Origin of the sequence: Erwinia pyri (genome assembly GCF_030758455.1) — a bacterium.
GTDB classification, from domain to species: Bacteria; Pseudomonadota; Gammaproteobacteria; order Enterobacterales; family Enterobacteriaceae; genus Erwinia; species Erwinia pyri.
Genome location: NZ_CP132353.1, coordinates 386,676 through 410,001, shown reverse-complemented (window position 1 = coordinate 410,001; position 23,326 = coordinate 386,676). Strand labels below are relative to the sequence as shown.

Sequence of the window (23,326 nt, the reverse complement as noted above, 5' to 3'; positions counted from 1 at the left end):
GTCAGGGTACTGATGTTGAGAAGATGGCTCTGCTGGTAAAGGGTTTCTGGAGAAGCGCCAGAGTGATGACATTGGAAAAGGCACTTTACTGGTAAAGTATTTCCGGGGAAGTGCGCGGGGGAGCTGCACAGGACAGCTCCCTGTGGCCTGTTAAGCGAGCACTTTTTCCACGGCTCTGGCAAAGCGAGCCATGCCCTCTTCGATATCCGTTGGTTCAATCACCAGCGAAGGGGCAAAACGGATCACCTCCGTACCGGCATTCAGGATCATCACCCCTTCGGCGGCCGCAGCGTTCAGGATATCGCGCGCTTTACCGGCATGTTGTGGCTTCAGCGCCGCGCCAATCAGCAGCCCCTTGCCGCGAATATCGCTGAACAGATCCAGCTTTGCATCAAGCGTTTTCAATGCTGCCACAAAGAGTTCACGACGCGATACCACGCCGCTCAGCACCTCTTCGGTGTTAATGATATCCAGCGCCGTCTCCGCAATTGCACAGGCGAGCGGATTACCGCCGTAGGTGGTGCCGTGTACGCCCGGCGACATGGTGGAAGCGATCTCGTTGGTGGTCAGCATCGCGCTGATCGGGAAGCCGCCGCCCAAAGCTTTGGCGGTGGTCAGAATATCTGGCTGCACGCCATAATGTTCATACGCAAACAGCTTGCCGCTGCGGCCCATGCCGCTCTGCACTTCATCCAGCACCAGCAGCGCCTGATGTTCATCGCAGAGTTTACGCAGGCCCTGCATAAATTCAGCGGTGGCAGGCATCACGCCGCCCTCTCCCTGAATCGGCTCAACGACGATGGCGCAGGTATGGTCATCAATTACCGCTTTTACCGCCTCCAGATCGTTAAACGGAACGTGAACGATATCGCCAGGTTTAGGGCCAAACCCGTCAGAATATTTTGGCTGCCCGCCTACGGAGACGGTAAAGAACGTGCGTCCGTGGAACGCATTGTGGAAAGCGATGATTTTACTCTTGTAGGGAGAGTGGCGTTTGGCAGCATAATAGCGGGCCAGCTTGAACGCCGCTTCGTTAGCTTCGGCACCCGAGTTAGCAAAAAAGACCCGTTCAGCAAAGGTGGCAGCAATCAGTTTGCTGGCCAGACGCAGCGCGGGTTCATTGGTGAACACGTTGCTGGTGTGCCACAGCGTTTCCCCCTGGCTTTTTAACGTTTCAACCAGCGCGGGATGACAATGCCCTAACGCCGTCACCGCAATGCCGCCGGAAAAATCGATATACTCTTTTCCCTGCTGATCCCAGACGCGGCTGCCTTTGCCCTTAACAGGCACAAACGCTGCTGGTGCATAAACAGGCAAAATCACCTCATTGAACGTCGCCCGCGTTACCGCTAATTTATCCGCCGCCATTGACTACCTCATCGTTTTATTCTGTTACAGGAGAGTGAAATTATAATCATAAAATATGCATAAAAAATCACTCAAAAGCAATTATTTCACGCTTTCAGGAAATTGCGCAGCAGCTGATGCCCCTGCTCGCTGAGAATGCTTTCAGGATGAAACTGCACCCCTTCCAGCGGCAAAGAGCGGTGACGGAACCCCATGATTTCATCGGGCTTACCGTCGCAAAGCGTCCAGGCTGTTACCTCAAACTCTGGCGGCAACGAGTGGGATTCGACAATTAACGAGTGATAGCGCGTCACGTTCAGCGGATGATTAAGCCCGGCAAACACGCCGCCCTCGTTATGTTCAATAGCCGAGACTTTGCCATGCATCACCTGCCGCGCCCGGATCACACGGCCACCAAAAGCCTGGGCGATGGCCTGATGTCCAAGACAAACGCCCAGAATGGGTAGCTTGCCGGCAAATTGGCGGATTGCCGACAGTGAAATCCCTGCGTCGTCGGGCGTACAGGGGCCGGGTGAAATCACCAGCCGCTCAGGGTGCAGGGAGGCTATCTGCTCTAACGAGATCTCATCATTTCGGTGAACCTGAACCTCTGCGCCCAGCTCGCAAAAATACTGGTAGAGGTTCCAGGTAAAAGAGTCGTAGTTATCAATCAGCAGTAGCATGGCAGCTCCGGGCAGGTTCAGGACGGCGCTATTCTACGCGCTTTCCTGCCGCTCGCTTACCACTTTGCCGAAAGCCGCCGTCAGTAAGCTGAGATCGCCCTCCAGGCTCGCCTGATTAGCGGCCCGCCAGCTTTCCGCATCAATTTTCGCCCACTGAATATCAAAACCGGCGTGGATAACAATCTGTTCAAACAGCATGCGCTGAGCGCGTCCGTTGCCTTTCAGAAAAGGATGCAGGACCGTGAGTTCACAGTAGTACCAGGCGAGACGCTCTGTCAGCAGCGCAAGAGGCAGATCGGCCAGGCCGTTTTCATCCTCCAGCGCCTGCATCAGCGCGTTCCCCTCTTTTTCGATATATTCAAAATGGCAGCAGGGCGTATCGCCAAGCTGAATATCAACCTGACGCAGCTCGCCAGCGTCCTCTAAAACGTCCTGAAAAAGCGCATAGTGAAGCGCCTGCAAATGCGGCAGCCCTGGATGTTCAGGGCCGGGCTGAAGCGGCGTGCCGCCAAGCAGAAAGCTGGCGTAGAAGTTAGCTTCCTGCCGCTGTTGCCACAGGGTGAGCTTCTGTTTTTCTGTGATTTTTTTTGTCATGCGGTCTCCCAAAACCAGGTGATTGCTGCGTGGCGCGGCCTGATGACCGCGTAACTCGCACTAATTATAAGCAGCAATCACCCAACGGGAGATTAAGGAAGCACTTTTGCGGAAAGGATCACCACCGGCTTAACCGGGACGTTCTGATAAGGGCCTACGTTCTGCGCCTGAACCTGAGAAATTTTATCGGCTACATCCTGACCTTTCACCACTTTGCCAAAAACGGCGTAGCCAAAATCACGCTGGCCGTGATCGAGGAAGGCGTTGTCTGCCACGTTAATAAAGAACTGGCTGGTAGCGCTATCTTTGTCGGAGGTACGGGCCATTGAGATGGTGCCGCGTTTGTTCAGCAAACCGTTGTCAGCTTCATTTTTAATAGGTGCGTTGGTCGGCTTCTGCTGCATATCCGCGGTGAAACCGCCGCCCTGTACCATAAAGCCAGGAATGACGCGATGGAACGTGGTGTTGTTATAAAAACCGCTGTTCACATAGTCGACAAAGTTTTTTGTTGAGATGGGGGCTTTTTGATTATTGAGTTCCAGCTCAATATTACCGGCTGAAGTGGTCAGCAGCACATGCGTATCTCCCTTAGCGGCAAAGGTAGAAACGGAGAGCGTGGAGAGCGCAAGCACGGCGGCTACCGCAGTCAGAGTACGTTTAAACATAAAAGATTCCTTACGAAGGGCGACAGGCCAAAAAAATGATTGTAAAGAGGCGCTTATCACGGCGCCAGCGTTTTACTTTAATTTACTCGCGAACGTCGCCAGGCAAACGCTTGCGAAGCAGCCAAAACAGTGACTTCAGTCACGAAATTCATGTATTTGAAAACAAATGTTTCATTATTTATTTAAGCCGATCACGATTCTCGCTACACTTCCGCTGCATACCGTGGACGACCCGCGCCACGCTCCCTTTGACCCACAGGTTTCCAACTTATGACTAATCGCGATCGCATCGGGCTTACCTGGATCAGTTTCTTCTCTTACGCACTCACAGGCGCAGTGGTTATTGTGACCGGGATGGTGCTGGAAAATATTGCTGATTATTTTCAGTTACCCGTCGCCCAGATGAGTAACACCTTTACCTTCCTGAACGCCGGTATTCTTGTTGCGGTCTTTCTGAACGCCTGGCTGATGGAAATTATTCCGCTGAAGCGTCAGCTGATCTTCGGCTTTGTGCTGATGGTGCTGGCGGTACTGGGGCTGATGACCAGCCACAGCCTGAGCGTTTTCTCGCTGTGCATGTTTGTGCTTGGCGTGGTCAGCGGCATTACCATGTCGATCGGTACCTTCCTGATCACTCACCTGTATGAAGGACGTCAGCGCGGGTCACGCCTGCTGTTCACGGACTCCTTCTTCAGCATGGCCGGCACCATATTCCCGATTATTGCTGCGGCAATCCTGGCGCGCTCGCTGCCGTGGTACTGGGTTTATGCCTGCATTGGCGTGATCTATGTGGCTATTTTCGTACTCGCACTCTGCTTTGAATTCCCGGTACTCGGCAAGAAAGCCCCTAATCAGCCCCAGGGCGAGAAAGAGAAATGGGGTCTGGGCGTGCTGTTCCTCGCCATCGCTGCACTCTGCTATATTCTTGGCCAGCTGGGCTTTATTGGCTGGGTTCCGCTCTACGCCACCAAGACCATGGGCATGGATATCAGCCAGGCTGGCGGACTGGTAGGCAACTTCTGGACCTCCTACATGATTGGTATGTGGGCCTTCAGCGCCATTCTGCGCTTCTTCGATCCGCAGCGTATTCTGACCGTGCTGGCGTTGATGGCGACGCTGCTGATGTACTGGTTTGTCAGCGCAACAGATGCTTCTATGCTGAAATGGATCATGATCGCCCTGGGCTTCTTCTCCAGCGCCATCTACACCACCATCATCACGCTGGGTTCACTGCAGACTAAGATTGCCTCACCGAAGCTGGTGAACTTTATCCTTACCTGCGGCACCGTAGGCACAATGCTGACCTTTGTGGTCACCGGCCCGATTGTGGAGAAAGGTGGCGCGCATGCCGCTCTGCTTACCGCAAACGGCCTCTATGCCGTGGTCTTCGTGATGTGCCTGCTGCTGGGCTTTGTCAGCCGGCACAAGCTGCCAGGCCATATGTCCGCGCATTAATCATCAGCAGACAAAAAACAGAAAGGCCGGAGCTCCGGCCTTTTTTTTATGTCCAGTCCCATCTTATTTACCGCCGGAAATCCACTTTCTCACTCTGTGTTAAATGGATGGTGGTATCGGCTGGCCTGGTCTCGGCAATCATCCTGCCCTGACGGATGGAATAGCGCACCGGCACCTGACGGCGAAGCGCATCAAAACCATTATCGGCAGGGAGAATAATCAGATTGGCGCTGTTGCCCGTCTGGATGCCGTAATCCTTCAGCTGCAGCGTTCGCGCGCTGTTATGGGTGATGAGGTTGATGCCCGCATCAATCTGACCGTAGCCCATCAGCTGGCAGACATGCAGGCCCATATGCAGTACCTGCAGCATATTGGCCGTGCCGAGTGGATACCAGGGATCGAACACGTCATCATGGCCGAAACAGACGTTGATCTCCGCTTCCAGCATCTCTTTCACCCGCGTGATGCCGCGGCGCTTGGGATAAGTGTCGAAACGCCCCTGAAGATGAATATTCACCAGCGGGTTGGCCACAAAATTGATGCCGGAAAGCTTAAGTAACCGAAACAGGCGCGAAGTGTAGGCTCCGTTGTAGGAGTGCATCGCGGTAGTATGGCTGGCGGTAACGCGCTCTCCCATCTTTTCCCGCAGCGCCAGCGCCGCTACCGTCTCCACGAAGCGGGACTGCTCATCATCAATTTCATCGCAATGCACGTCGATCATGCGCTGGTATTTTTGCGCCAGCGCAAAGGTCTTATGCAGCGACTCCACGCCGTATTCCCGGGTGAATTCAAAATGCGGGATAGCGCCGACCACATCGGCTCCCAGCTGCAGCGCCTCTTCTAACAGCGCTTCGCCATCCGGGTAGGAGAGAATGCCCTCCTGCGGAAAAGCCACCAGCTGAATATCCACCCATGGCGCCATTTCCGCTTTCACTTCCAGCATCGCCTTCAGCGCCGTCAGCGTGGGATCGGAAACATCAACGTGGGTGCGAACATGCTGGATGCCATTGGCTATCTGCCATTTCAACGTCTGGGCAGCGCGCTGCTTAACATCCTCATGGCTCAGCAGCGCCTTGCGCTCAGCCCAGCGTTCAATCCCTTCGAACAGCGTGCCTGATTCATTCCAGGCGGGTTCTCCGGCGGTTTGCGTGGTATCAAGATGGATATGCGGCTCGATAAAAGGTGGAAAAGCCAGTCCGCCTTCCGCATCCAGTGAATCGCCAGCGGGCTCGCTTTGCGGCTGGGGAGAAAGAGAGGCGATTTTGCCGTCGCGGATCTCTATCTGCCACAGGCCTTCGCGCCAGGGCAAACGAACGTGATTAATCCATCTCAACTTAACACTCTGCATGCCAACGCTCCTCAGGGTGATGGGGTTATTTATCACCATAGCACTCTTCTGCCCGCCGCACGATCGTCTGCCCTGACAGCCACTGACTCGATTCAGTTGAAGTTCTTGCTTTTCCGCAACTTACAAAAAGTATTGCCAAATCAGCAGCATACTCATAAAGGAGTATTTGAAAAGGGGATTGATCGATATCAATAAGTGGGGGTTCTGGCGCGCTATTGTAGCCACAATACATAGCATTGTGAGGCAAATATGAGCACCCGACTCGTCATTATTGGCAACGGCATGGTGGGCCACCGGTTAATCGAAGAGCTGGTTGAAAAAGCGGCGCCCGGCCAGTTTGCCATCACCGTCTTCTGCGAAGAACCCCGCGTGGCCTATGACCGCGTGCACCTTTCCGCCTACTTCTCGCACCATACGGCTGAAGAGCTTTCGCTGGTCCGCGATGATTTCTATCAGAAAAACCAGATTGAAGTGCTGGTTGGCGAGCGGGCGATCACCCTGAATCGTCAGGAAAAAGTGATCCACTCCAGTACCGGACGCGCGGTGCAGTATGACAAGCTGGTTATCGCCACCGGCTCCTACCCGTGGGTGCCGCCCATTGCCGGAGCAGACGGTCAGGACTGTTTTGTCTATCGTACTATTGAAGATCTCAATGCCATTGAAGCCTGCGCCCGGCGCAGCAAGCGCGGCGCCGTAGTGGGCGGTGGGCTGCTGGGGCTGGAAGCGGCCGGTGCCTTAAAAAATCTCGGTATTGAGACCCACGTTGTCGAATTCGCTTCCGGGCTGATGGCCGAACAGCTTGATCCGCTGGGCGGCGATCAGCTCAGGAAAAAAATCGAACGCATGGGCGTGCAGGTCCATACCAGCAAAAATACGCAACGCATTGTTGACCGGCCCGCTGGCGGCAAAACCATGCAGTTTGCCGATGGCAGCGAGCTGGATATCGATTTTATCGTCTTCTCAACCGGTATCCGCCCGCAGGACAAGCTGGCCAGACAGAGTAATCTGCCGCTTGGCCAGCGTGGCGGCGTGCTGATTGACGATCGCTGCCTGACGGCGGATGCGGATATCTACGCTATCGGCGAATGCGCTGCCTGGCAAAACCGCATTTACGGGCTGGTCGCGCCAGGTTACAAAATGGCGCAGGTTGCCTGCGATCATCTGCTGGGCAAGGAGAATGCGTTCACCGGTGCGGATATGAGCGCCAAACTTAAACTGCTGGGCGTGGACGTTGGCGGCATTGGCGATGCGCATGGCCGGACGCCGGGCGCCAGAAGTTACGTTTATCTGGATGAGAGCAAGGAAGTTTATAAGCGTCTGGTGGTCAGCGAGGATAACAAAACGCTGCTGGGCGCCGTGCTGGTTGGTGATACCAGCGACTATGGCAACCTGCTGCAGCTGATGCTTAATGCGATTGAGCTGCCTGAAAACCCCGACGCGCTGATCCTGCCCGCCCATGCAGGCAGCAAGCCCGCTATCGGCGTGGACTCTTTACCCGATACGGCGCAAATCTGCTCCTGCTTTGATGTGACGAAGGGCGATCTGATCGCCGCAGTGCAAGGAGGTTGCCATACCGTTGCCGCGCTCAAGGCAGAAACCAAAGCGGGCACAGGCTGCGGTGGTTGCGTACCGTTAATGACCCAGGTGCTGAATGCGGAACTCAGCCGTCAGGGTATTGAGGTCAACCACCACCTGTGTGAACACTTCCGCTACTCCCGTCAGGAGCTTTACCACCTGATCCGTGTGGAGGAGATCAAAACCTTTGATCAGCTGCTGAAGAAATATGGTCAGGGCTACGGCTGTGAAGTGTGCAAACCGACGATAGGTTCGCTGCTCGCCTCCTGCTGGAACGATTACGTGCTGAAAGCGGAACATACGCCGCTGCAGGACAGTAACGACCTGTTCCTTGGCAATATTCAAAAAGATGGCACCTACTCCGTGATCCCCCGCTCCGCCGGAGGAGAGATCACCCCGGAAGGTCTGGTTGCGATTGGTGAAGTTGGCCGTCGCTATAACCTCTATACCAAGATTACCGGCTCACAGCGCATCGGGCTGTTTGGCGCGCAGAAGGACGATCTGCCCGCCATCTGGTCTGAACTTATCGCCGCTGGTTTTGAGACTGGTCACGCCTATGCCAAAGCGCTGCGGATGGCAAAAACCTGCGTGGGCAGCAGCTGGTGCCGTTTTGGCGTTGGCGACAGCGCCGGACTGGGGGTCATGCTGGAAAACCGCTACAAGGGCATCCGCACGCCGCATAAAATGAAATTTGGCGTCTCCGGTTGTACCCGGGAGTGTGCAGAAGCGCAGGGCAAAGATGTGGGGATCATCGCCACCGAAAAAGGCTGGAATCTCTATGTAGCCGGTAACGGCGGCATGAAGCCACGGCATGCGGATTTGCTGGCAGCGGATCTGGATGAGCAGACGCTGATCGCTTATCTCGACCGGTTTATGATGTTTTATATCCGCACTGCCGATAAGCTGCAGCGCACCTCGCTGTGGCTGGAAAGTCTGGAAGGCGGCATCGATTATCTCAAACAGGTCATTATCCATGACAAGCTGGGGCTGAACAGCCAGCTGGAAGCCGAAGTCGCCTGCCTCCGCGAGCAGGTAACCTGTGAATGGAAAGAAACCGTTGAGGATCCGCGCCAACGTGCGCGTTTCGCTCACTTCATTAACACTCCACAGCGCGATCCGCTGGTTCAGTCTGTACCCGAGCGGGAGCAGCATCGCCCTGCCCGTCCTGCAGAGCGCATTTCTGTGGTACTCCTGGAGGAACAATCATGAGTCACTGGTATCCCATCTGCCCGCTGGAGAGCATTCTGCCCGCTACCGGCGTCTGCGCTAAAGTGAACGATTTGCAGATAGCCCTGTTCCGCCCGCGGGCCGATGACACGGTGTTTGCGCTGAGTAATATCGATCCTTTCGCTCAGGCAAGCGTGTTGTCACGCGGCATTATCGCGGAGCATCAGCAGACGCTGTGGATAGCCAGCCCGCTGAAAAAACAGCGTTTTCGCCTGCAGGATGGTCTCTGCATGGAGGATGAAAGCCACTCCGTAGCCAGCTATCCCGCCCGCGTGCGGGAGGGGCTGGTAGAGATTGCTGTCTGAAGCTGCGCTGACTGGCGCTCTGGCCGCCCTCTGGCGGCCCTTTTCTTAAGTGAGCCTTGCTGTGGATTATCTTCCTCTCTTTTGTCAGCTGCGTAACCGGGCCTGCCTGCTGGTTGGCGGTGGCGAGGTGGCAGAACGTAAAGCCCGTCTGTTACTGAAAGCGGGGGCAGACCTGCGGGTCTGCTCAACCTACTTCTCTCCCCCGTTTACTCTCTGGCAGCAGCAGGGCGAGCTGGCCCTTTTGCCCGGAAACTTCCATCCCGACATGCTTGCAGGCTGCTGGCTGGTCATTGCCGCTACTGACGACGCAGCCATGAATCAGCACGTCAGCGCCTGCGCGGAGGCCAGGCAAATTTTTTGCAACGTGGTGGATGCACCGGAGCAGGCCAGCGCCATTATGCCTTCCATCGTTGACCGTTCGCCGCTGATAGTGGCCGTTTCCAGCGGGGGTAAAGCGCCGGTGATGGCGAGGCTGCTGCGGGAGAAGATCGAAGCCCTGCTGCCTCAGCATCTGGGAAAAGCGGCTGCTTATGCGGGTTCGCTCCGTCAGCGCGTTAAAAACAGCTTCTCAGAAATCGGGCAGCGGCGTCGTTTTTGGGAGAAGCTCTTCAGCCACGATCGTCTGGCCCAGGCCCTGGCTAACGGGCAGTCTGCTCAGGTTGAACAGCTGACCGAAACGCTGTTTGCCACCCCGCTGGAAGAGAGAGGCGAAGTGGTGCTGGTTGGCGCCGGGCCTGGCGATGCCGGTCTGCTGACGCTGAAAGGGCTGCAGCAGATCCAGCAGGCGGATGTGGTGGTCTATGACCGGCTGGTATCGGATGAAATTCTTGAGCTGGTCAGACGCGATGCAGAGCGCATCTTCGTGGGGAAACGGGCGGGCTTTCACTGCGTCCCTCAGGAGTCGATCAATCAGCTGCTGCTGGAGCAGGCGCAGCGGGGCAAGCGTGTGGTGCGCCTGAAAGGGGGCGATCCCTTTATCTTTGGCCGTGGCGCTGAAGAGCTGGAAGCGCTGCTGGCGGCAAATATCCCCTTTTCCGTGGTGCCCGGTATTACCGCCGCTTCCGGCTGCTCAGCCTATAGCGGGATCCCGCTGACCCATCGCGATTATGCGCAAAGCGTACGTCTGGTAACAGGGCATGTTCAGGCCGATGGCGGACTGGACTGGAAAAATCTTGCGGCGGAAAAGCAGACGCTGGTGTTTTATATGGGGCTGGCACAGGCGGGAGAGATCCAGCATCAGCTGCTTGAGCACGGTATGTCAGCCGATATGCCGGTCGCCATTGTGGAGCGGGGAACCTCAACACAACAGCGGGTTGTCAGTGGAGAACTGCACGCGCTGGCCACGCTGGCTGCCGCAGCCAGCAGCCCTTCACTGATTATCGTAGGGCGCGTGGTGGCGCTAAGGGAGAAACTGCGCTGGTTTTAAATCTTCAGAAGGAGAAACCAGAAACCGCGTAACGCCGCTTCTGGTTCCTCTTCAGTCCACGCTTAAGGCTGAGCGACAAAGCCCACGGCTTCATAAACCTTCTTCAGCGTTTCCTGAGCCTGTGCACGCGCTTTAGTCGCGCCATCACGCATCACCTGCTCCAGCAGGGCTTCATCGCTGCGGTAGCGGTTGTACCGCTCCTGCAGATCAATCAGCATCCCGGATACCGCATCAGCCACGGCTCCTTTCAGATGACCATACATCTGCCCCTCAAACTGCTGTTCCAGTTCAGGAATGCTTTTACCGGTCACGCCTGAGAGAATATCCAGCAGGTTAGAGACGCCAGCCTTGTTTTTGATGTCATAACGCACCACCGGCGGCTCGTCGCCGTCGGTCATCGCCCGCTTGATCTTCTTCACTACCGATTTCGGATCTTCCAGCAGGCCAATCACGTTATTACGGTTATCGTCTGACTTGGACATCTTTTTCGTCGGTTCCAGCAGTGACATCACGCGCGCACCCGATTTCGGGATAAACGGCTCCGGCACCTTAAACACCTCGCCATAGAGCGCGTTAAAGCGGGCGGCCACGTCGCGGCTCAGCTCCAGATGCTGCTTCTGATCTTCGCCCACCGGCACCTGGGTGGTTTGATAGAGCAGGATATCGGCTGCCATCAGCACCGGGTAGTCGAACAGTCCGGCGTTGATGTTCTCTTCATAGCGGGCAGACTTATCTTTGAACTGCGTCATGCGGCTCAGTTCGCCGAAATAGGTGTAACAGTTCAGGATCCAGCCCAGCTGAGTATGTTCAGGCACGTGCGACTGCACAAAGATAGTGCTCTTTTGCGGGTCGATACCGCAGGCCAGATAGAGCGCCAGCGTATCCAGCGTGGCTTTACGCAGCGCCTGAGGATCCTGACGGACGGTGATGGCATGCAGATCAACGATGCAGTAGATGCAGTCATGGGTATCCTGCATGCTGACCCACTGACGCAGCGCACCCATATAATTACCAATGGTCAGTTCGCCGGATGGCTGTGCGCCGCTAAATACGATGGGTTTCATGTTTTTCGTCCTGATAATTACAGCCCTAAAGCGGGCAACAAATCGGTAAAGTGATCCAGTACAACGGTTGGCTGGCTGGTGGCAATCGGCTCACCGTAGTTGTATCCGAAGGTCATGCCGACGCAGGGACATCCTGCTGCCTGAGCGGCAAGAATATCATTTCGCGAGTCGCCGACAAACACCAGCTCCTCCTGCAACAGGCCAAATTTGCCCAACACCAGGAACAGAGGCGCAGGATGCGGCTTTTTCGCTACCACATCGTCTCCACCGACGATCAGCGAGAAGTACTCCGCAATCCCTAACGAGGCGAGCAGCGGCGCGACAAAAGGCGTTGGCTTGTTGGTGACAATGGCCATCGGCAGGCCTTTCTCAGCCAGCGCCGCTAGCCCTTCCTTCACGCCAGGGAACAGCTTGCTGCCGCTTTCGATAGTGGTGGCATAGTGCTTATCAAGCAGCACGCGCGCATCGCGAATCAGCTCACCTTCCGGCGCATGACCCAGCGCCCAGGTCAGCGCCCGCTCAATCAGAATATCAGCGCCGTTACCGATCCAGGTGGAAACCCGCTCGATGCCTGCAGCAGGAAGGCTGAGCGACGTTAATGCGGCATCGACAGCGCTGGTTAAACCCGGCGCGCTGTCGATAAGCGTGCCGTCAAGATCGAATGCCAGCGCGCGAACTTTAGTGAAATGAGCCATGACGTGACTTCTCCAGTTCGGTGCGCATGTCGTCGATCACTTTTTTATAATCGGGTTTGCCAAAGATGGCGGAGCCGGCAACAAACATATCTGCGCCCGCTGCGGCAATTTCGCCAATGTTTTCAGCCTTCACGCCGCCGTCCACTTCCAGGCGAATGTCATAGCCGCTTTGATCGATCAGCTTACGAACCTGGCGCAGCTTATCCAGCGTGCCGGGAATAAAGGATTGTCCGCCAAAGCCCGGATTAACCGACATCAGCAAAATAACATCCAGCTTATCCATCACAAAATCAAGGTAGCTGAGCGGGGTCGCCGGATTAAATACCAGGCCAGCTTTGCAGCCATGCTCTTTGATCAGCTGCAGCGAGCGGTCAACGTGATCAGAGGCTTCCGGATGGAAGGTGATGTAGCTGGCACCCGCTTTGGCGAAGTCGGGGATCAGTCTGTCCACCGGTTTCACCATCATATGCACGTCAATGGGAGCGGTAATGCCGTAGTCACGCAGCGCTTTCAGCACCATCGGGCCCATGGTCAGGTTGGGAACGTAATGGTTATCCATCACGTCAAAATGCACAACATCGCCACCGGCGGCCAGCGCTTTCGCCGTATCTTCGCCCAGACGGGCAAAGTCAGCAGACAGAATTGATGGGGCAATTAAAAACTGTTTCATCCATTTCTCCCAATTAGCGCGCCTTACGGCACGTACCGCAGTTGAGGGTTATTTGCTGGCAAACAGCGCCAGCAGTTCATCCACCTGATTACGTCCGTTACTGTTGCGGCTGATTGAACGCCGCGCCTTGATTTGATGCAGCTCGGCTGCCTGGTACCAGACCCTGGTCAGCGGGGTATCGTGATTAGAAATCAGCACCGGTATACGACTTTCAGCGGCCAGCTTCTCTGCCAGCTCCGCCAGATGCTGCTGTTGCAGCAGGCTGAAGCTGTTGGTGTGGTAGGCGGTGAAGTTCGCCGTGGCCGACAGCGGCGCATAGGGAGGATCGCAATAGACTACCGCCCCTTGCGGCGCCCGGTTAAGGGTAACATCGTACGATTCACAGACAAAGGTCGCATTCTGCGAGCGCTCAGAGAACCAGTAGAGCTCATCTTCCGGAAAATAGGGTTTGCGATAGCGGCCAAACGGCACGTTGAACTCACCGCGCAGGTTGTAACGACACAGGCCATTGTAGCAATGGCGGTTCAGATACAAAAACAGCAGGCCGCGACGATAAGGATCGGCGCAGCGATTAAATTCTGCACGACGGGCGTAATAGAATTCTGAGTCGTTGCTCTCGCTGGTAAAAAGCTCGCGGGCATCGGTAACAAACTCGCTGACGCGGGTTTTGACGATGTTATAGAGGTTAATCAGATCGCTGTTGATATCCGCAAGAACATAGCTTGGAAAATGCGTGTTCAGGAACACCGAGCCGGCCCCGACAAAAGGCTCGATCAGGCAGTCCCCTTCTGGCAGATGACGCTGGATATCATCAAGCAGCGGGTATTTGCCACCCGCCCATTTCAAAAAAGCGCGATTTTTTTTCATGCCGTCGTTTTATTACACTTACTCTTCTGGCTGCGGTTACACCGACAGCATATCTGCGCTTTGAATAGTTAGCCCTCCGAAGAGGGCTAACGGTTCCTGCTTAAATCATACCGGGAGAAAGCGGTTAATTAGCCGCTTCTTTTTTCACCTGGCTGACCGGCTTCACCCAGGGGCTTTTTGCCCGGACTTCGGCCGGAAGGGAAGCTACGGCGCGCTTCGCTTCAGCTGGCGTAGCGTAAGAGCCGCTGACCAGCACATACCAGGGTTGCCCGTTACGGGTCGTTTTATAGACGTGGTAGCTGCTCAGGTTTTGCTTCTTCGCCCAGGCGTTAAGCGTATCCGATCTTGAAGCACTGCTCAGCTGGAGCGTATAGCTTCCAGCCGGTGCCGAAGAGGCCGCTCTGGCAGGTTCGGACGCAGTATGGCTGGCAGAAGCGCTACTTTTCGGCCTGCTCTCTTTAGCAGTTGCAGCAGGCTTCGGCGCGGGTTTGTGTACAGCCGCGGGTTGATTCTGATGAGTCTGCCCGGTAACTGCTTTTGGTGCAGAAACGTTGCCGCCTGGCGCTACCGTAGCGGGTGCCGTGGGCAATGAGCCACTCTGCTGTGCGCCCTGCGCCGCCACATCCACCTGCCCCTGCTGATTAGAGAGTGCGTTGTTCAGATCGCCCGGCAGTTCAACACGCTGTTGATTCGCTGGTGCCTGCACAGGCTCAGCCTGAGTGGGCGTGGAAGAGATAGGCGGTACGCTGATCTCCTGCGGAGCATTGCTGGCTGGCTGCTGCTGCTCTGTTGAGGCTGGCGCAGCGGGCGTGCCGTTCTGCCCGCTCATGGAGGAGGAGCCCGAAAGATCGATGTTTTTATCGCTACCGGCGCCAGAAGTACCTGAAGGGGTGGAAGGCTGCTGGGCGCTCTTGCTGGCGCTATCATCAGGCGAATTCAGCGCAGATCCAATGCCAATCACCAATAGCAGCAGCACCAGAATACCAATCCCCATCATCATATGCTGACGGGAAACCGGGACTTTAGGGGCAGAAGACGTTTTGCGGGACCGCTGCGGGCGGCGATCGCTGGTGTCAGGTTTTAACTCGTCTTCCGGTTTAAATTCGTCCATTCAACCTCCTACTGTAGAGCAGCGACGCCTCTCAATACCCTCTGATTGGCGGATTACTTGTTCCTGGGCCGAAACCCGTTCTAACGCTTTCAGCCTGGCTGACAGTCGTTAATAGCAGCCAGCACCGTATCATGTGCAACGCCGCTGCGCACTTCCGCTTTACCGATAGTCAGAGGCAGCACCAGACGCAGCTCCCCCGCCAGCACCTTTTTGTCGCGCAGCATATGCGGCAAATAGGCTTCAGCGGACATGCTCTCCGGCCCGGTAACGGGCAAGCCTGCCCGCTGCAGCAATGCGATAATCCGGCTGGTCTCCTGCGCTGAGAACGATCCCAGACGCTCGGCGGTTCTTGCCGCCATCACCATACCGGCCGCCACAGCTTCACCGTGTAGCCAGTTGCCGTACCCCATATGGGCTTCAATGGCGTGACCGTAAGTATGCCCCAGATTCAACAACGCACGCTGGCCATGCTCATGCTCGTCTGCCGCCACAACCTCTGCTTTCAGCTCGCAGCAGCGGCGAATGCACCAGGTCATCGCTTTGGCATCAAGCGCCAGCAAAGCATCGAGATTGTTTTCCAGCCAGGTAAAGAATTCGCCATCCAGAATGATGCCGTATTTGATCACTTCCGCCAGACCAGACGCCAGCTCACGCGGTGGCAGCGTGCTCAGGCAGTCGATATCGATCACCACGGAAGCGGGCTGATAAAACGCGCCGATCATGTTTTTACCCAGCGGGTGATTGACGGCGGTTTTTCCTCCCACAGAGGAGTCAACCTGGGAGAGCAGCGTGGTAGGAACCTGAATAAAGCGCACGCCGCGCTGATAGCTCGCCGCCGCAAACCCGGTGAGATCGCCAATCACCCCACCGCCGAGGGCGATCAGGGTTGTATCGCGACCGTGAGGTTTTTCCAGAAGTGCGGTAAAGACCCGATCCATCACCTCCAGCGTCTTGTACTGCTCGCCGTCGGGAAGGATCGTCTGGTCTACCTCTACGCCAGCGCTTTCCAGCTGCTGACGAAGAGGTGTCAGGTAGAGAGGGGCCAGCGTCTGGTTAGTGACCAGCATGGCCCGATCGCCCGCCTTAAGCGGCCAAAACGAAGCCGGATCGTTAAACAATCCGGCAGCTATGGTAATGGGGTAACTTCTCTCCCCCAAAGTGACGGTAATCTTCTCCATGAAGCGTTATCACCTTTTTATTACTTTGGCCCGCAGGCGGTCAGAGCGGAACTTAGCTCTTTTCCAACATGTTGATAATCTGATTCGCGACCACTTTAGCGCTCTGGTCATCAGTACGAATCGTCACGTCGGCAATCTCTTCATAAAGCGGATTACGTTCATCGGCCAGCGCTTCCAGCACCTCGCGCGGGGGGGATTCCACCTGCAGCAAAGGGCGTTTTTTGTCACGCTGAGTACGGGCTAACTGCTTCTCGATGGTGGTTTCCAGATACACCACTACGCCACGAGCCGAAAGACGGTTGCGGGTTTCGCGTGATTTCACAGAACCGCCACCGGTAGCCAGCACGATGCCCTGCTTCTCGGTGAGTTCATTGATGATTTTTTCTTCGCGATCGCGGAAGCCTTCTTCGCCTTCGACGTCGAACACCCAACCCACATCCGCTCCGGTACGTCGCTCAATTTCTTGATCGGAATCGAAAAATTCCATATTGAGTTGCTGAGCTAACTGACGCCCAATAGTGCTTTTGCCGGCACCCATAGGCCCAACCAGAAAGATATTGCGTTTCTCTGCCATTTTTTCGGTATTACTAAGACAATTCGTTAATGATACCCCGTCCAACCGGACAGGACATGAACTGAAACCTCATGAGCGATAGTGCGAGAGTCAGATGAAAATTATCTCAACACTGAAGGTGTTTTGGCAACCGATTAAATTGACCTTGCCCATTGCGCACTCAGGGCGCGTTTCAGTCCGCTTCATTTATCAGCCCGATGTCACTGCATCGGCTACGCCGGTTGCGCACGATAAAAAACGGGTTCTATGCATTCTCTGAAGCCAAACCGAGGCCCATAAATCAAAATCGCTAAACCTTGTAAGCTAATTCGGCTCTTGCGTCAAACGCATATGCCTTCATTGCCAGAAAAAAGCATCTGCTTTCTCAGTTTGCACTAAAAAACGCATTACTCGTCACGGATCAGTCGTGGCGTGATGAAGATCACCAATTCCCGCCGTTTTTGCTGATGAATATCATAACGAAAAAGCGACCCCACTATCGGAATATCGCCAATCAGCGGCACCTTTCGTTGTCCGTTGGCATTTTCACGCTGGAAAATGCCCCCTAATGCCAGCGTTTGCCCATCTTTCAGCGTGACCTGAGTCTGGATTTCCTGTTTATCGATAGCCAGGTACTCCCCCTCTCCGCTGCGCATCGTGCGGCCAGGCACATTTTGTGAAAGATGCAGCTTGAGTAAAATCCGCCCGTCATGCTGTACAACCGGCGTCACCTCCATCCCCAGCACCGCCTCCTTAAACTCAACGCGGGTATTGCCATTGCTGCCGTTGGAGACTTCATAAGGGATTTCGGTGCCCTGCTTAATGCTGGCAGTCTGCTGATGAGAGGTAAACAGGCGCGGACTGGCGATAATCTCCAGCTTGCTCTCCTGCTCCAGCGCGCTCAGCTCCAGATCAAGCAGCCGGCCATCCAGCCTGGCCAGCGTGAAACCCGCCGTCAGCGCGGCTTCCGTCACCGGCAAATTAACGCTGAACTGGCTGGCGCGTAAGGCACGGGTAATCTGTTCCTCGCCGGAAAGCCCCCAACGCACGCCCAGCTCCCGCAGGCTCTCCTCGTTGATGGTGACGATATGTGCCGCCAGCTCAATCTGCTCAAGCGGGACGTCAAGAGCATGCACCCAGCGGCGGATCGCTTCCAGAGCCGGTTCAGTCTCCCGTAACAGCAGGCTGTTGGTTCTGGTATCCACGGTCACGCTACCGCGCCCACTCATTAATTTCGCCCGTTCAGCCAGCAAACTGCTGTTGACCGTACTGGCATCGGCATGGGCCAGCGTCAGCACCTCTGTGATTAATGGCAGTTCGGCCTCCGCTTTTTCCCGCGCTTTTTCCAATTGACGCTGCTGCTCCAGGAGCCTGCTTTCCGGCCAGACCAGCAGGACATTCTGCTGCTGCTCAATGGTAACCTTAGCCATTCTGGCAACCAGCGCGATGGCCTGCTCCCAGGCAACATTATCCAGCCTCACTGACAGCGTGCCGCTCACCTCCGGGGCCACCACCAGATTGAGCTGTTTCCAGGCGGCAAGGGCCTGAAAAACCTGCCCAACCGGCGCCTCGTCGAATGCCAGAGAGAGGGGGCTTTTTTCAGCCCGAGAAAGCGGTAAGCAGAGGAGGAACAGCAGGCAAATCATCCCTTTCATAGAGGCTTCCTTTTAAGCGTTTTTCTACTGGCGACTGGCACCCTTTTCGATCGCCCAGCGTAATGCTGAGCGCGCCAACGTTAAGCAGATACCAGTGCTCATCCACTGGCTCCCCCTGGCGTCGCTGTGCCCATTTTCCGTTTACCGTTAGCAATAAGACGCGGTAATCCTGTTTTTGCCCGACGATCCCTTTTAGTCGCCAGCCCTCAGGAACAACCTGTTCCTGTCGGCAGGCAGCCTCAACAGGCCTGAAGGGATCCCTGCTGGCCTGGCACTCTGCCGTCAACAGCAGGAACAGGCTTGCCGCCAGCCGCCAATTTATTCTGAGGTCAGCGCTCATCTTTTACGGCCAGCGATAAGTGCAGACGTAACTGCTGTTTTTCCGGTTTAAGGGTGAAGTCCGGTAGCGCCACGCCCGTCGGGAGCGAGCTGAGATAGCTGAATACGCTCTCAACCTGCGGCCAGGTGAGCAGCAGAGCCAGACTCCCTCCCTGGCTGGCGGGTTGCCACTCTGCCAGGGAGCTTTTTGTTACTTCTGTCAGCCTCTGCAGTGAGAAAACCTCGCGCCCGCCAGGTTCTGCTGCCTGTTTGAGCTGTGCGATCTCAGACGCAATACCCGCCAGCGTCCCCTTTGCTGCCAGAGAGCGCATAAGCTGCTGATAGTCACCCATCTGCTGCCGCTGCAGCTGGATCAGTCTGAGGCTGTTTTGCTGCACAGGTGCCCCCCAGAATCCCCACAAAAGCCCCGCCAGCAGGGTGAAAAAGAGGCTCACGGAACCACCCTGTAGCCAGAGGGAACAGCTTAACCAGCGATAGAAAAGTTTACTCATCGGCACGATTCTCCCTACTGAGTGAAGCAAGCAGATGAAAAAGCATCTGGCCCTCTTTGCTCCGGCTTAACGTGCCCATTTTCACCTGTGCAATCAGCGCCATCTCCTGCAAACGCTGGCGGAAAGCAGCAAGATCGCTGACGCCCTGGCAAACTCCTGAAACTGTCAGACTCTGCTGACTTTTCGTAAGGCCAGTCAGCCACAGCGTATCGGGCATTGCTGTTGTCAGATTGCGGATAAAAAGAGCCCACTGCTTAAGCGCTTCTCTGCGCCTGAGCTGGTTTGCTGTTGAGTGACGCAGCGCCTCCCGTTCCGCTTCCAGTAACGTTAACTGCTTCAGCTGTTGCCTGACGTTCTGCTGCGCCTGATGAACCTGCTCAATCAGCTTAATGTTCTGCTGGTTCAACGCCTGTTGCCCCCAGAGCGGCACGCTCGCTGTTAGCAGCATCAACATCAGCACCCCCATCACCAGCAGCCAGCGCTGCCACTGACTTTTAAGCCGTTCGGCTCGCCACGGCAGAAGATTGACCCAGACCATCAGGCATCTCCCGGTCGTAGCGCCAGCCCTGCCGCCAGAGAGAAAGCTCCGGCAAACTGAGGTAAAGGGGGGTGTTTCAGGGAGAAAGCCGCTAACGGATCCAGCCATTGCGCAGAGACGGGAAGAGGCTCTTCCAGAACGGAGCTGTAGTAGAATGCGTTAATCGTCGCCAGCTGCTTCTGTTGCAGAGCGGCAAAATCGGGTGCCTCCTGCAGGGAACACCATCCCCAGCGTGGATGCCCTGGCTGCGCCGTGTACCACAACCAGTGATCGTGCAGCCGGTGCACTAATGCTGCGGAAGGCGTGAGCGAGAGCGAGCTGGACAAAGCACAGAGCGCGGCGGGCGTCAGCTCCAGCACGTTTGCCTTCAGGCTGGCCCGTTCAAGGCAGTGCAGCCACGCCTGCAGCGCGTCACGACGTGCCGCGGTGATGTAGAGAGCCTGCTGCTGCTCCGCATCTGCCCGGTAGTCGAGCGCCAGCGTCTCCGGTTCAATTGGGAAAAATCGCCTCGCCGCTGCGGTGATGTACCTGCTACGCTCTGGCTCACGTAACTGGGTGCCCGGCAGTTCAACCTGCCGTTGCAGAACCAGCTGCGGCGGAAATCCCACCCGCAGCGAGAGGCGATAAGGCAGCAGCTTACGCCAGCGTTGCAGAAGGGGGATCAGCGGTTCAGGACGTTGCAGCAGCCCGTTAACTAACGTATCTTGCGGCAACGCATGCTGCCACCAGTGGCGAAGTTGCCAGCCGTTGCGACAACGCTGGATGCCGAGGGCGCAAAGCTGCCCGTTTTGAATATCCAGGCCGACTTGCCATGTCTGAAATGCCATTAAGCGCGATCTCCATATCGTCAGTAATGAATAACGTATCCAAGCTTCAGGCTTGCCTTTATACTACCGCGCGATTGTTTATAAACTGCCCAATCGACTGAGAATGGAAAATATCAGGTGAAGTTCGTAAAGTATTTTTTGATCCTTGCAGTGTGTTGCATTTTGCTGGGAGCAGGCTCGATCTATGGTTTGTACAAATACATAGAGCCTCAGCTGCCCGACGTCGCCACGCTGAAAGATGTGCGTCTTCAGACGCCTATGCAGGTCTTCAGTGCCGATAATGAGCTGATTGCTCAGTATGGTGAGAAGCGCCGTATCCCATTGAAGCTGCCGCAGATCCCCCCTGAGATGGTGAAGGCGTTTATCGCCACCGAGGACAGCCGTTTCTACGAGCACCACGGGGTCGACCCTATCGGGATCTTCCGTGCGGCGAGTATTGCCCTGGTCTCTGGCCACGCTTCGCAAGGGGCGAGCACCATCACTCAGCAGCTGGCGCGTAACTTCTTCCTCAGCCCTGAGCGCACGCTGATGCGTAAAATCAAAGAGGCGTTTCTTGCCATCCGCATTGAGCAGATGATGACCAAGGATGAGATCCTTGAGCTTTATCTGAACAAGATCTACCTGGGTTACCGCGCTTATGGCGTGGGTGCTGCTGCACAGGTCTATTTCGGCAAAAATGTCGATCAGCTCTCTCTTAGCGAGATGGCGATGATCGCCGGTCTGCCAAAAGCGCCCTCAACGTTTAACCCGCTTTACTCCCATGAACGCGCCGTTCAGCGCCGCAATGTGGTGTTAAGCCGCATGCTCGATCAGCAATATATTACCCAGGCTCAGTACCAGGATGCCCGCATCGAGCCGCTGGTTGCCAATTACCATGCGCCTGAAATTGCGTTTTCAGCCCCTTACCTGACAGAAATGGTTCGTCAGGAGATGGTAAAACGTTATGGCGATAATGCTTATAACGACGGGTTCAAAGTCACCACCACCATCACGCGCAAACTGCAGCTGGCTGCTCAGAAGTCGGTGCAGGATAACGTGATGAACTATGATATGCGTCACGGCTACCGCGGCCCGGCTAACGTGCTGTGGAAAGTGGGTCAGAACCCATGGGGCCACACTGAAATTCTGAAAACGCTTAAAGCGCTGCCTGTCTACGGCCCGCTGATCCCGGCGGTCATTACCGAAGCCAACAGCGACGCTGCGACGGCAACCCTGCGTGATGGCAGCAACGTTACGCTGAACCTGGCGGGCATGCGCTGGGCTCGTCCTTACAAGTCCGATACCGTTCAGGGCCGTACGCCAAAATCTGTTACCGAAGTGGTGCAGGCTGGCCAGCAGGTGTGGGTTCGCCAGGTTGGTTCAGAGTGGTGGCTTGGCCAGGTGCCTGACGTGAACTCCTCTCTGGTCTCACTCGACCCGCACAATGGCGCAGTCCGCGCGCTTGTAGGCGGGTTTGATTTCAACCTGAGCAAATTTAACCGTGCCACCCAGGCGCTGCGTCAGGTCGGTTCGAATATTAAACCTTTCCTCTACACCGCAGCGATGGACCGTGGCCTGACCCTGGCTTCCATCCTTAACGACGTGCCGATCTCACGCTGGGATGCGGGAGCGGGTTCTGACTGGCGGCCAAAAAACTCCCCTGCCACCTATGATGGCCCTATCCGTCTGCGTCAGGGGCTGGGTGAGTCGAAGAACGTGGTGATGGTTCGTGCCATGCGCGCCATGGGCGTGGACTACGCGGCCGAGTATCTGCAGCGCTTCGGCTTCCCGGCGCAAAATATCGTGCATACCGAATCGCTGGCGCTGGGTTCTGCCTCCTTTACGCCGCTGCAGATGGTACGCGGCTATTCGGTTATGGCGAACGGCGGCTTCCTGGTTGATCCCTACTTCATCAGCAAGATTGAAGATGAGCAGGGCAACACTCTCTTTGAAGAAAAACCGAAAATCGCCTGTCCGGAATGTAATCTGCCGGTGATTTACGGCGACACGAAAAAAGCCGTTGCCCTGAGTGAAGAGAGCGTGGAAAACGTTGCCGTCTCTAAAGAAGGGGAAAAACCTGCCGTGCCGCAGCCCCAGCTTGAGCAGGTTTCACAACAGCAGGTTCAACAGGAGGGTGAACAGCAGTACGCTCCTCACGTGATTAACACGCCGCTGTCGTTCCTGATTAAAAGCGCACTCAATTCCAATATCTTCGGGGAGCCGGGTTGGATGGGAACCGGCTGGCGCGCGGGCCGCGATTTGGGTCGGAATGATATTGGCGGTAAAACGGGTACCACCAACAGCTCGAAAGATGCGTGGTTCTCTGGCTACGGTCCGGGCGTGGTGACCTCAGTCTGGATTGGCTTTGACGATCATCGCCGCGATCTGGGGCGTACCACCGCTTCCGGCGCCATTAAGGATCAAATTTCTGGCTACGAAGGGGGCGCGAAAAGTGCGCAACCTGCCTGGGACGCCTATATGAAAGTCGCGCTGGATGGCGTACCGGTCCAGCCGCTAACGCCGCCAGAAGGGGTGGTGACGGTGACGATTGATCGCAGCACTGGCAAGCTGGCAAACGGCGGTGGCAACACGCGCCAGGAGTACTTTATCGAGGGCACACAGCCAACCGAGTACTCGGTACATGATGTCGGCACCACCCTGATGGATAACGGTGAGAGCCACGAGCTCTTCTGATCCTGCCACAAAAAAGGGATGCGTCGGCTTACGTCGCATC

The 23,326-nt window shown here is 56.0% G+C and carries 22 protein-coding genes; 5 read left to right on the top strand and 17 right to left on the bottom strand.

Annotation, left to right across the window (positions count from 1 at the left end):
- Nucleotides 1–150: 150 nt before the first annotated feature.
- The 4 genes from argD to ppiA form a co-directional block, all read right to left on the bottom strand.
- On the bottom strand, nt 151–1,368 hold the full coding sequence (argD, locus tag Q3V30_RS01855) for a bifunctional acetylornithine/succinyldiaminopimelate transaminase (RefSeq protein WP_306209932.1): 1,218 nt from the start codon (nt 1,366–1,368) through the stop codon (nt 151–153).
- 86 nt (nt 1,369–1,454) lie between these two features.
- Nucleotides 1,455–2,030: an aminodeoxychorismate synthase component II gene (locus tag Q3V30_RS01850; protein ID WP_306209930.1), complete on the bottom strand. Its 576-nt coding sequence runs from the start codon at nt 2,028–2,030 to the stop codon at nt 1,455–1,457.
- A 33-nt stretch (nt 2,031–2,063) separates the two neighbouring features.
- Nucleotides 2,064–2,624: a putative adenosine monophosphate-protein transferase Fic gene (locus Q3V30_RS01845; protein WP_306209928.1), complete on the bottom strand. Its 561-nt coding sequence runs from the start codon at nt 2,622–2,624 to the stop codon at nt 2,064–2,066.
- Nucleotides 2,625–2,716: 92 nt separating this feature from the next.
- The gene (ppiA, locus tag Q3V30_RS01840; RefSeq protein ID WP_306209926.1) at nt 2,717–3,289 is read right to left on the bottom strand and encodes a peptidylprolyl isomerase A; all 573 of its coding nucleotides are present in this window, start codon (nt 3,287–3,289) and stop codon (nt 2,717–2,719) included.
- A gap of 270 nt (nt 3,290–3,559) precedes the next feature.
- Here ppiA and tsgA point away from each other — a divergent pair, with 270 nt between their 5' ends.
- Entirely contained in the window at nt 3,560–4,744 is a 1,185-nt protein-coding gene (gene tsgA, locus Q3V30_RS01835; protein WP_306209924.1) for an MFS transporter TsgA, read from the top strand.
- 67 nt (nt 4,745–4,811) lie between these two features.
- Here the strand turns inward: tsgA and Q3V30_RS01830 are convergent, their stop codons facing one another.
- The gene (locus Q3V30_RS01830) at nt 4,812–6,092 is read right to left on the bottom strand and encodes a cytosine deaminase (protein WP_306209922.1); all 1,281 of its coding nucleotides are present in this window, start codon (nt 6,090–6,092) and stop codon (nt 4,812–4,814) included.
- Between the two features lie 249 nt (nt 6,093–6,341).
- On the opposite strand from Q3V30_RS01830, the gene nirB reads away from it, so the two are divergent.
- The 3 genes from nirB (at nt 6,342) to cysG (ending at nt 10,625) form a co-directional block, all read left to right on the top strand.
- On the top strand, nt 6,342–8,876 hold the full coding sequence (nirB, locus tag Q3V30_RS01825) for a nitrite reductase large subunit NirB (protein ID WP_306209920.1): 2,535 nt from the start codon (nt 6,342–6,344) through the stop codon (nt 8,874–8,876).
- Complete coding sequence (nirD, locus tag Q3V30_RS01820) at nt 8,873–9,199, top strand: nitrite reductase small subunit NirD (protein ID WP_306209918.1); 327 nt, start codon at nt 8,873–8,875, stop codon at nt 9,197–9,199. The genes nirB and nirD overlap by 4 nt, the downstream gene beginning before the upstream one ends.
- Nucleotides 9,200–9,260: 61 nt before the next feature.
- Nucleotides 9,261–10,625 carry a siroheme synthase CysG gene (gene cysG / locus Q3V30_RS01815; RefSeq protein ID WP_306209916.1) on the top strand — a complete coding sequence of 455 codons (1,365 nt, stop codon included), beginning with the start codon at nt 9,261–9,263 and terminating at the stop codon, nt 10,623–10,625.
- Between the two features lie 62 nt (nt 10,626–10,687).
- On the opposite strand, the gene trpS is transcribed toward cysG, so the two are convergent.
- From trpS to pilM, 12 genes are all read right to left on the bottom strand, one after another.
- On the bottom strand, nt 10,688–11,689 hold the full coding sequence (trpS, locus tag Q3V30_RS01810) for a tryptophan--tRNA ligase (protein ID WP_306209914.1): 1,002 nt from the start codon (nt 11,687–11,689) through the stop codon (nt 10,688–10,690).
- A 17-nt stretch (nt 11,690–11,706) separates the two neighbouring features.
- Entirely contained in the window at nt 11,707–12,384 is a 678-nt protein-coding gene (locus tag Q3V30_RS01805; protein ID WP_306209913.1) for a phosphoglycolate phosphatase, read from the bottom strand.
- Entirely contained in the window at nt 12,368–13,054 is a 687-nt protein-coding gene (gene rpe, locus Q3V30_RS01800; RefSeq protein WP_306209911.1) for a ribulose-phosphate 3-epimerase, read from the bottom strand. The genes Q3V30_RS01805 and rpe overlap by 17 nt, the downstream gene beginning before the upstream one ends.
- A 48-nt stretch (nt 13,055–13,102) precedes the next feature.
- A complete protein-coding gene (gene dam / locus Q3V30_RS01795; RefSeq protein WP_306209909.1) occupies nt 13,103–13,921 on the bottom strand; it encodes an adenine-specific DNA-methyltransferase in 819 nt (272 codons plus the stop codon).
- 124 nt (nt 13,922–14,045) lie between these two features.
- Complete coding sequence (locus Q3V30_RS01790; protein ID WP_306209907.1) at nt 14,046–15,032, bottom strand: SPOR domain-containing protein; 987 nt, start codon at nt 15,030–15,032, stop codon at nt 14,046–14,048.
- Nucleotides 15,033–15,121: 89 nt separating this feature from the next.
- A complete protein-coding gene (gene aroB, locus Q3V30_RS01785; protein ID WP_306209905.1) occupies nt 15,122–16,210 on the bottom strand; it encodes a 3-dehydroquinate synthase in 1,089 nt (362 codons plus the stop codon).
- Between the two features lie 52 nt (nt 16,211–16,262).
- Nucleotides 16,263–16,784 carry a shikimate kinase AroK gene (gene aroK, locus Q3V30_RS01780; RefSeq protein WP_004160692.1) on the bottom strand — a complete coding sequence of 174 codons (522 nt, stop codon included), beginning with the start codon at nt 16,782–16,784 and terminating at the stop codon, nt 16,263–16,265.
- Between the two features lie 386 nt (nt 16,785–17,170).
- Nucleotides 17,171–18,418, bottom strand: coding sequence for a DNA uptake porin HofQ (hofQ, locus tag Q3V30_RS01775; protein WP_306209900.1), 1,248 nt, complete (start codon nt 18,416–18,418; stop codon nt 17,171–17,173).
- Nucleotides 18,363–18,758 carry a HofP DNA utilization family protein gene (locus Q3V30_RS01770; RefSeq protein ID WP_306209898.1) on the bottom strand — a complete coding sequence of 132 codons (396 nt, stop codon included), beginning with the start codon at nt 18,756–18,758 and terminating at the stop codon, nt 18,363–18,365. The genes hofQ and Q3V30_RS01770 overlap by 56 nt, the downstream gene beginning before the upstream one ends.
- A complete protein-coding gene (locus Q3V30_RS01765) occupies nt 18,748–19,248 on the bottom strand; it encodes a HofO family protein (protein WP_306209896.1) in 501 nt (166 codons plus the stop codon). The genes Q3V30_RS01770 and Q3V30_RS01765 overlap by 11 nt, the downstream gene beginning before the upstream one ends.
- Nucleotides 19,241–19,786 carry a PilN domain-containing protein gene (locus Q3V30_RS01760; protein WP_306209894.1) on the bottom strand — a complete coding sequence of 182 codons (546 nt, stop codon included), beginning with the start codon at nt 19,784–19,786 and terminating at the stop codon, nt 19,241–19,243. Before Q3V30_RS01760 ends, Q3V30_RS01765 begins: the two co-directional genes overlap by 8 nt.
- On the bottom strand, nt 19,786–20,613 hold the full coding sequence (gene pilM / locus Q3V30_RS01755; RefSeq protein ID WP_306209892.1) for a pilus assembly protein PilM: 828 nt from the start codon (nt 20,611–20,613) through the stop codon (nt 19,786–19,788). The genes Q3V30_RS01760 and pilM overlap by 1 nt, the downstream gene beginning before the upstream one ends.
- A 117-nt stretch (nt 20,614–20,730) precedes the next feature.
- Here pilM and mrcA point away from each other — a divergent pair, with 117 nt between their 5' ends.
- The gene (gene mrcA, locus Q3V30_RS01750) at nt 20,731–23,286 is read left to right on the top strand and encodes a peptidoglycan glycosyltransferase/peptidoglycan DD-transpeptidase MrcA (RefSeq protein WP_306209890.1); all 2,556 of its coding nucleotides are present in this window, start codon (nt 20,731–20,733) and stop codon (nt 23,284–23,286) included.
- Nucleotides 23,287–23,326 lie beyond the last annotated feature (40 nt).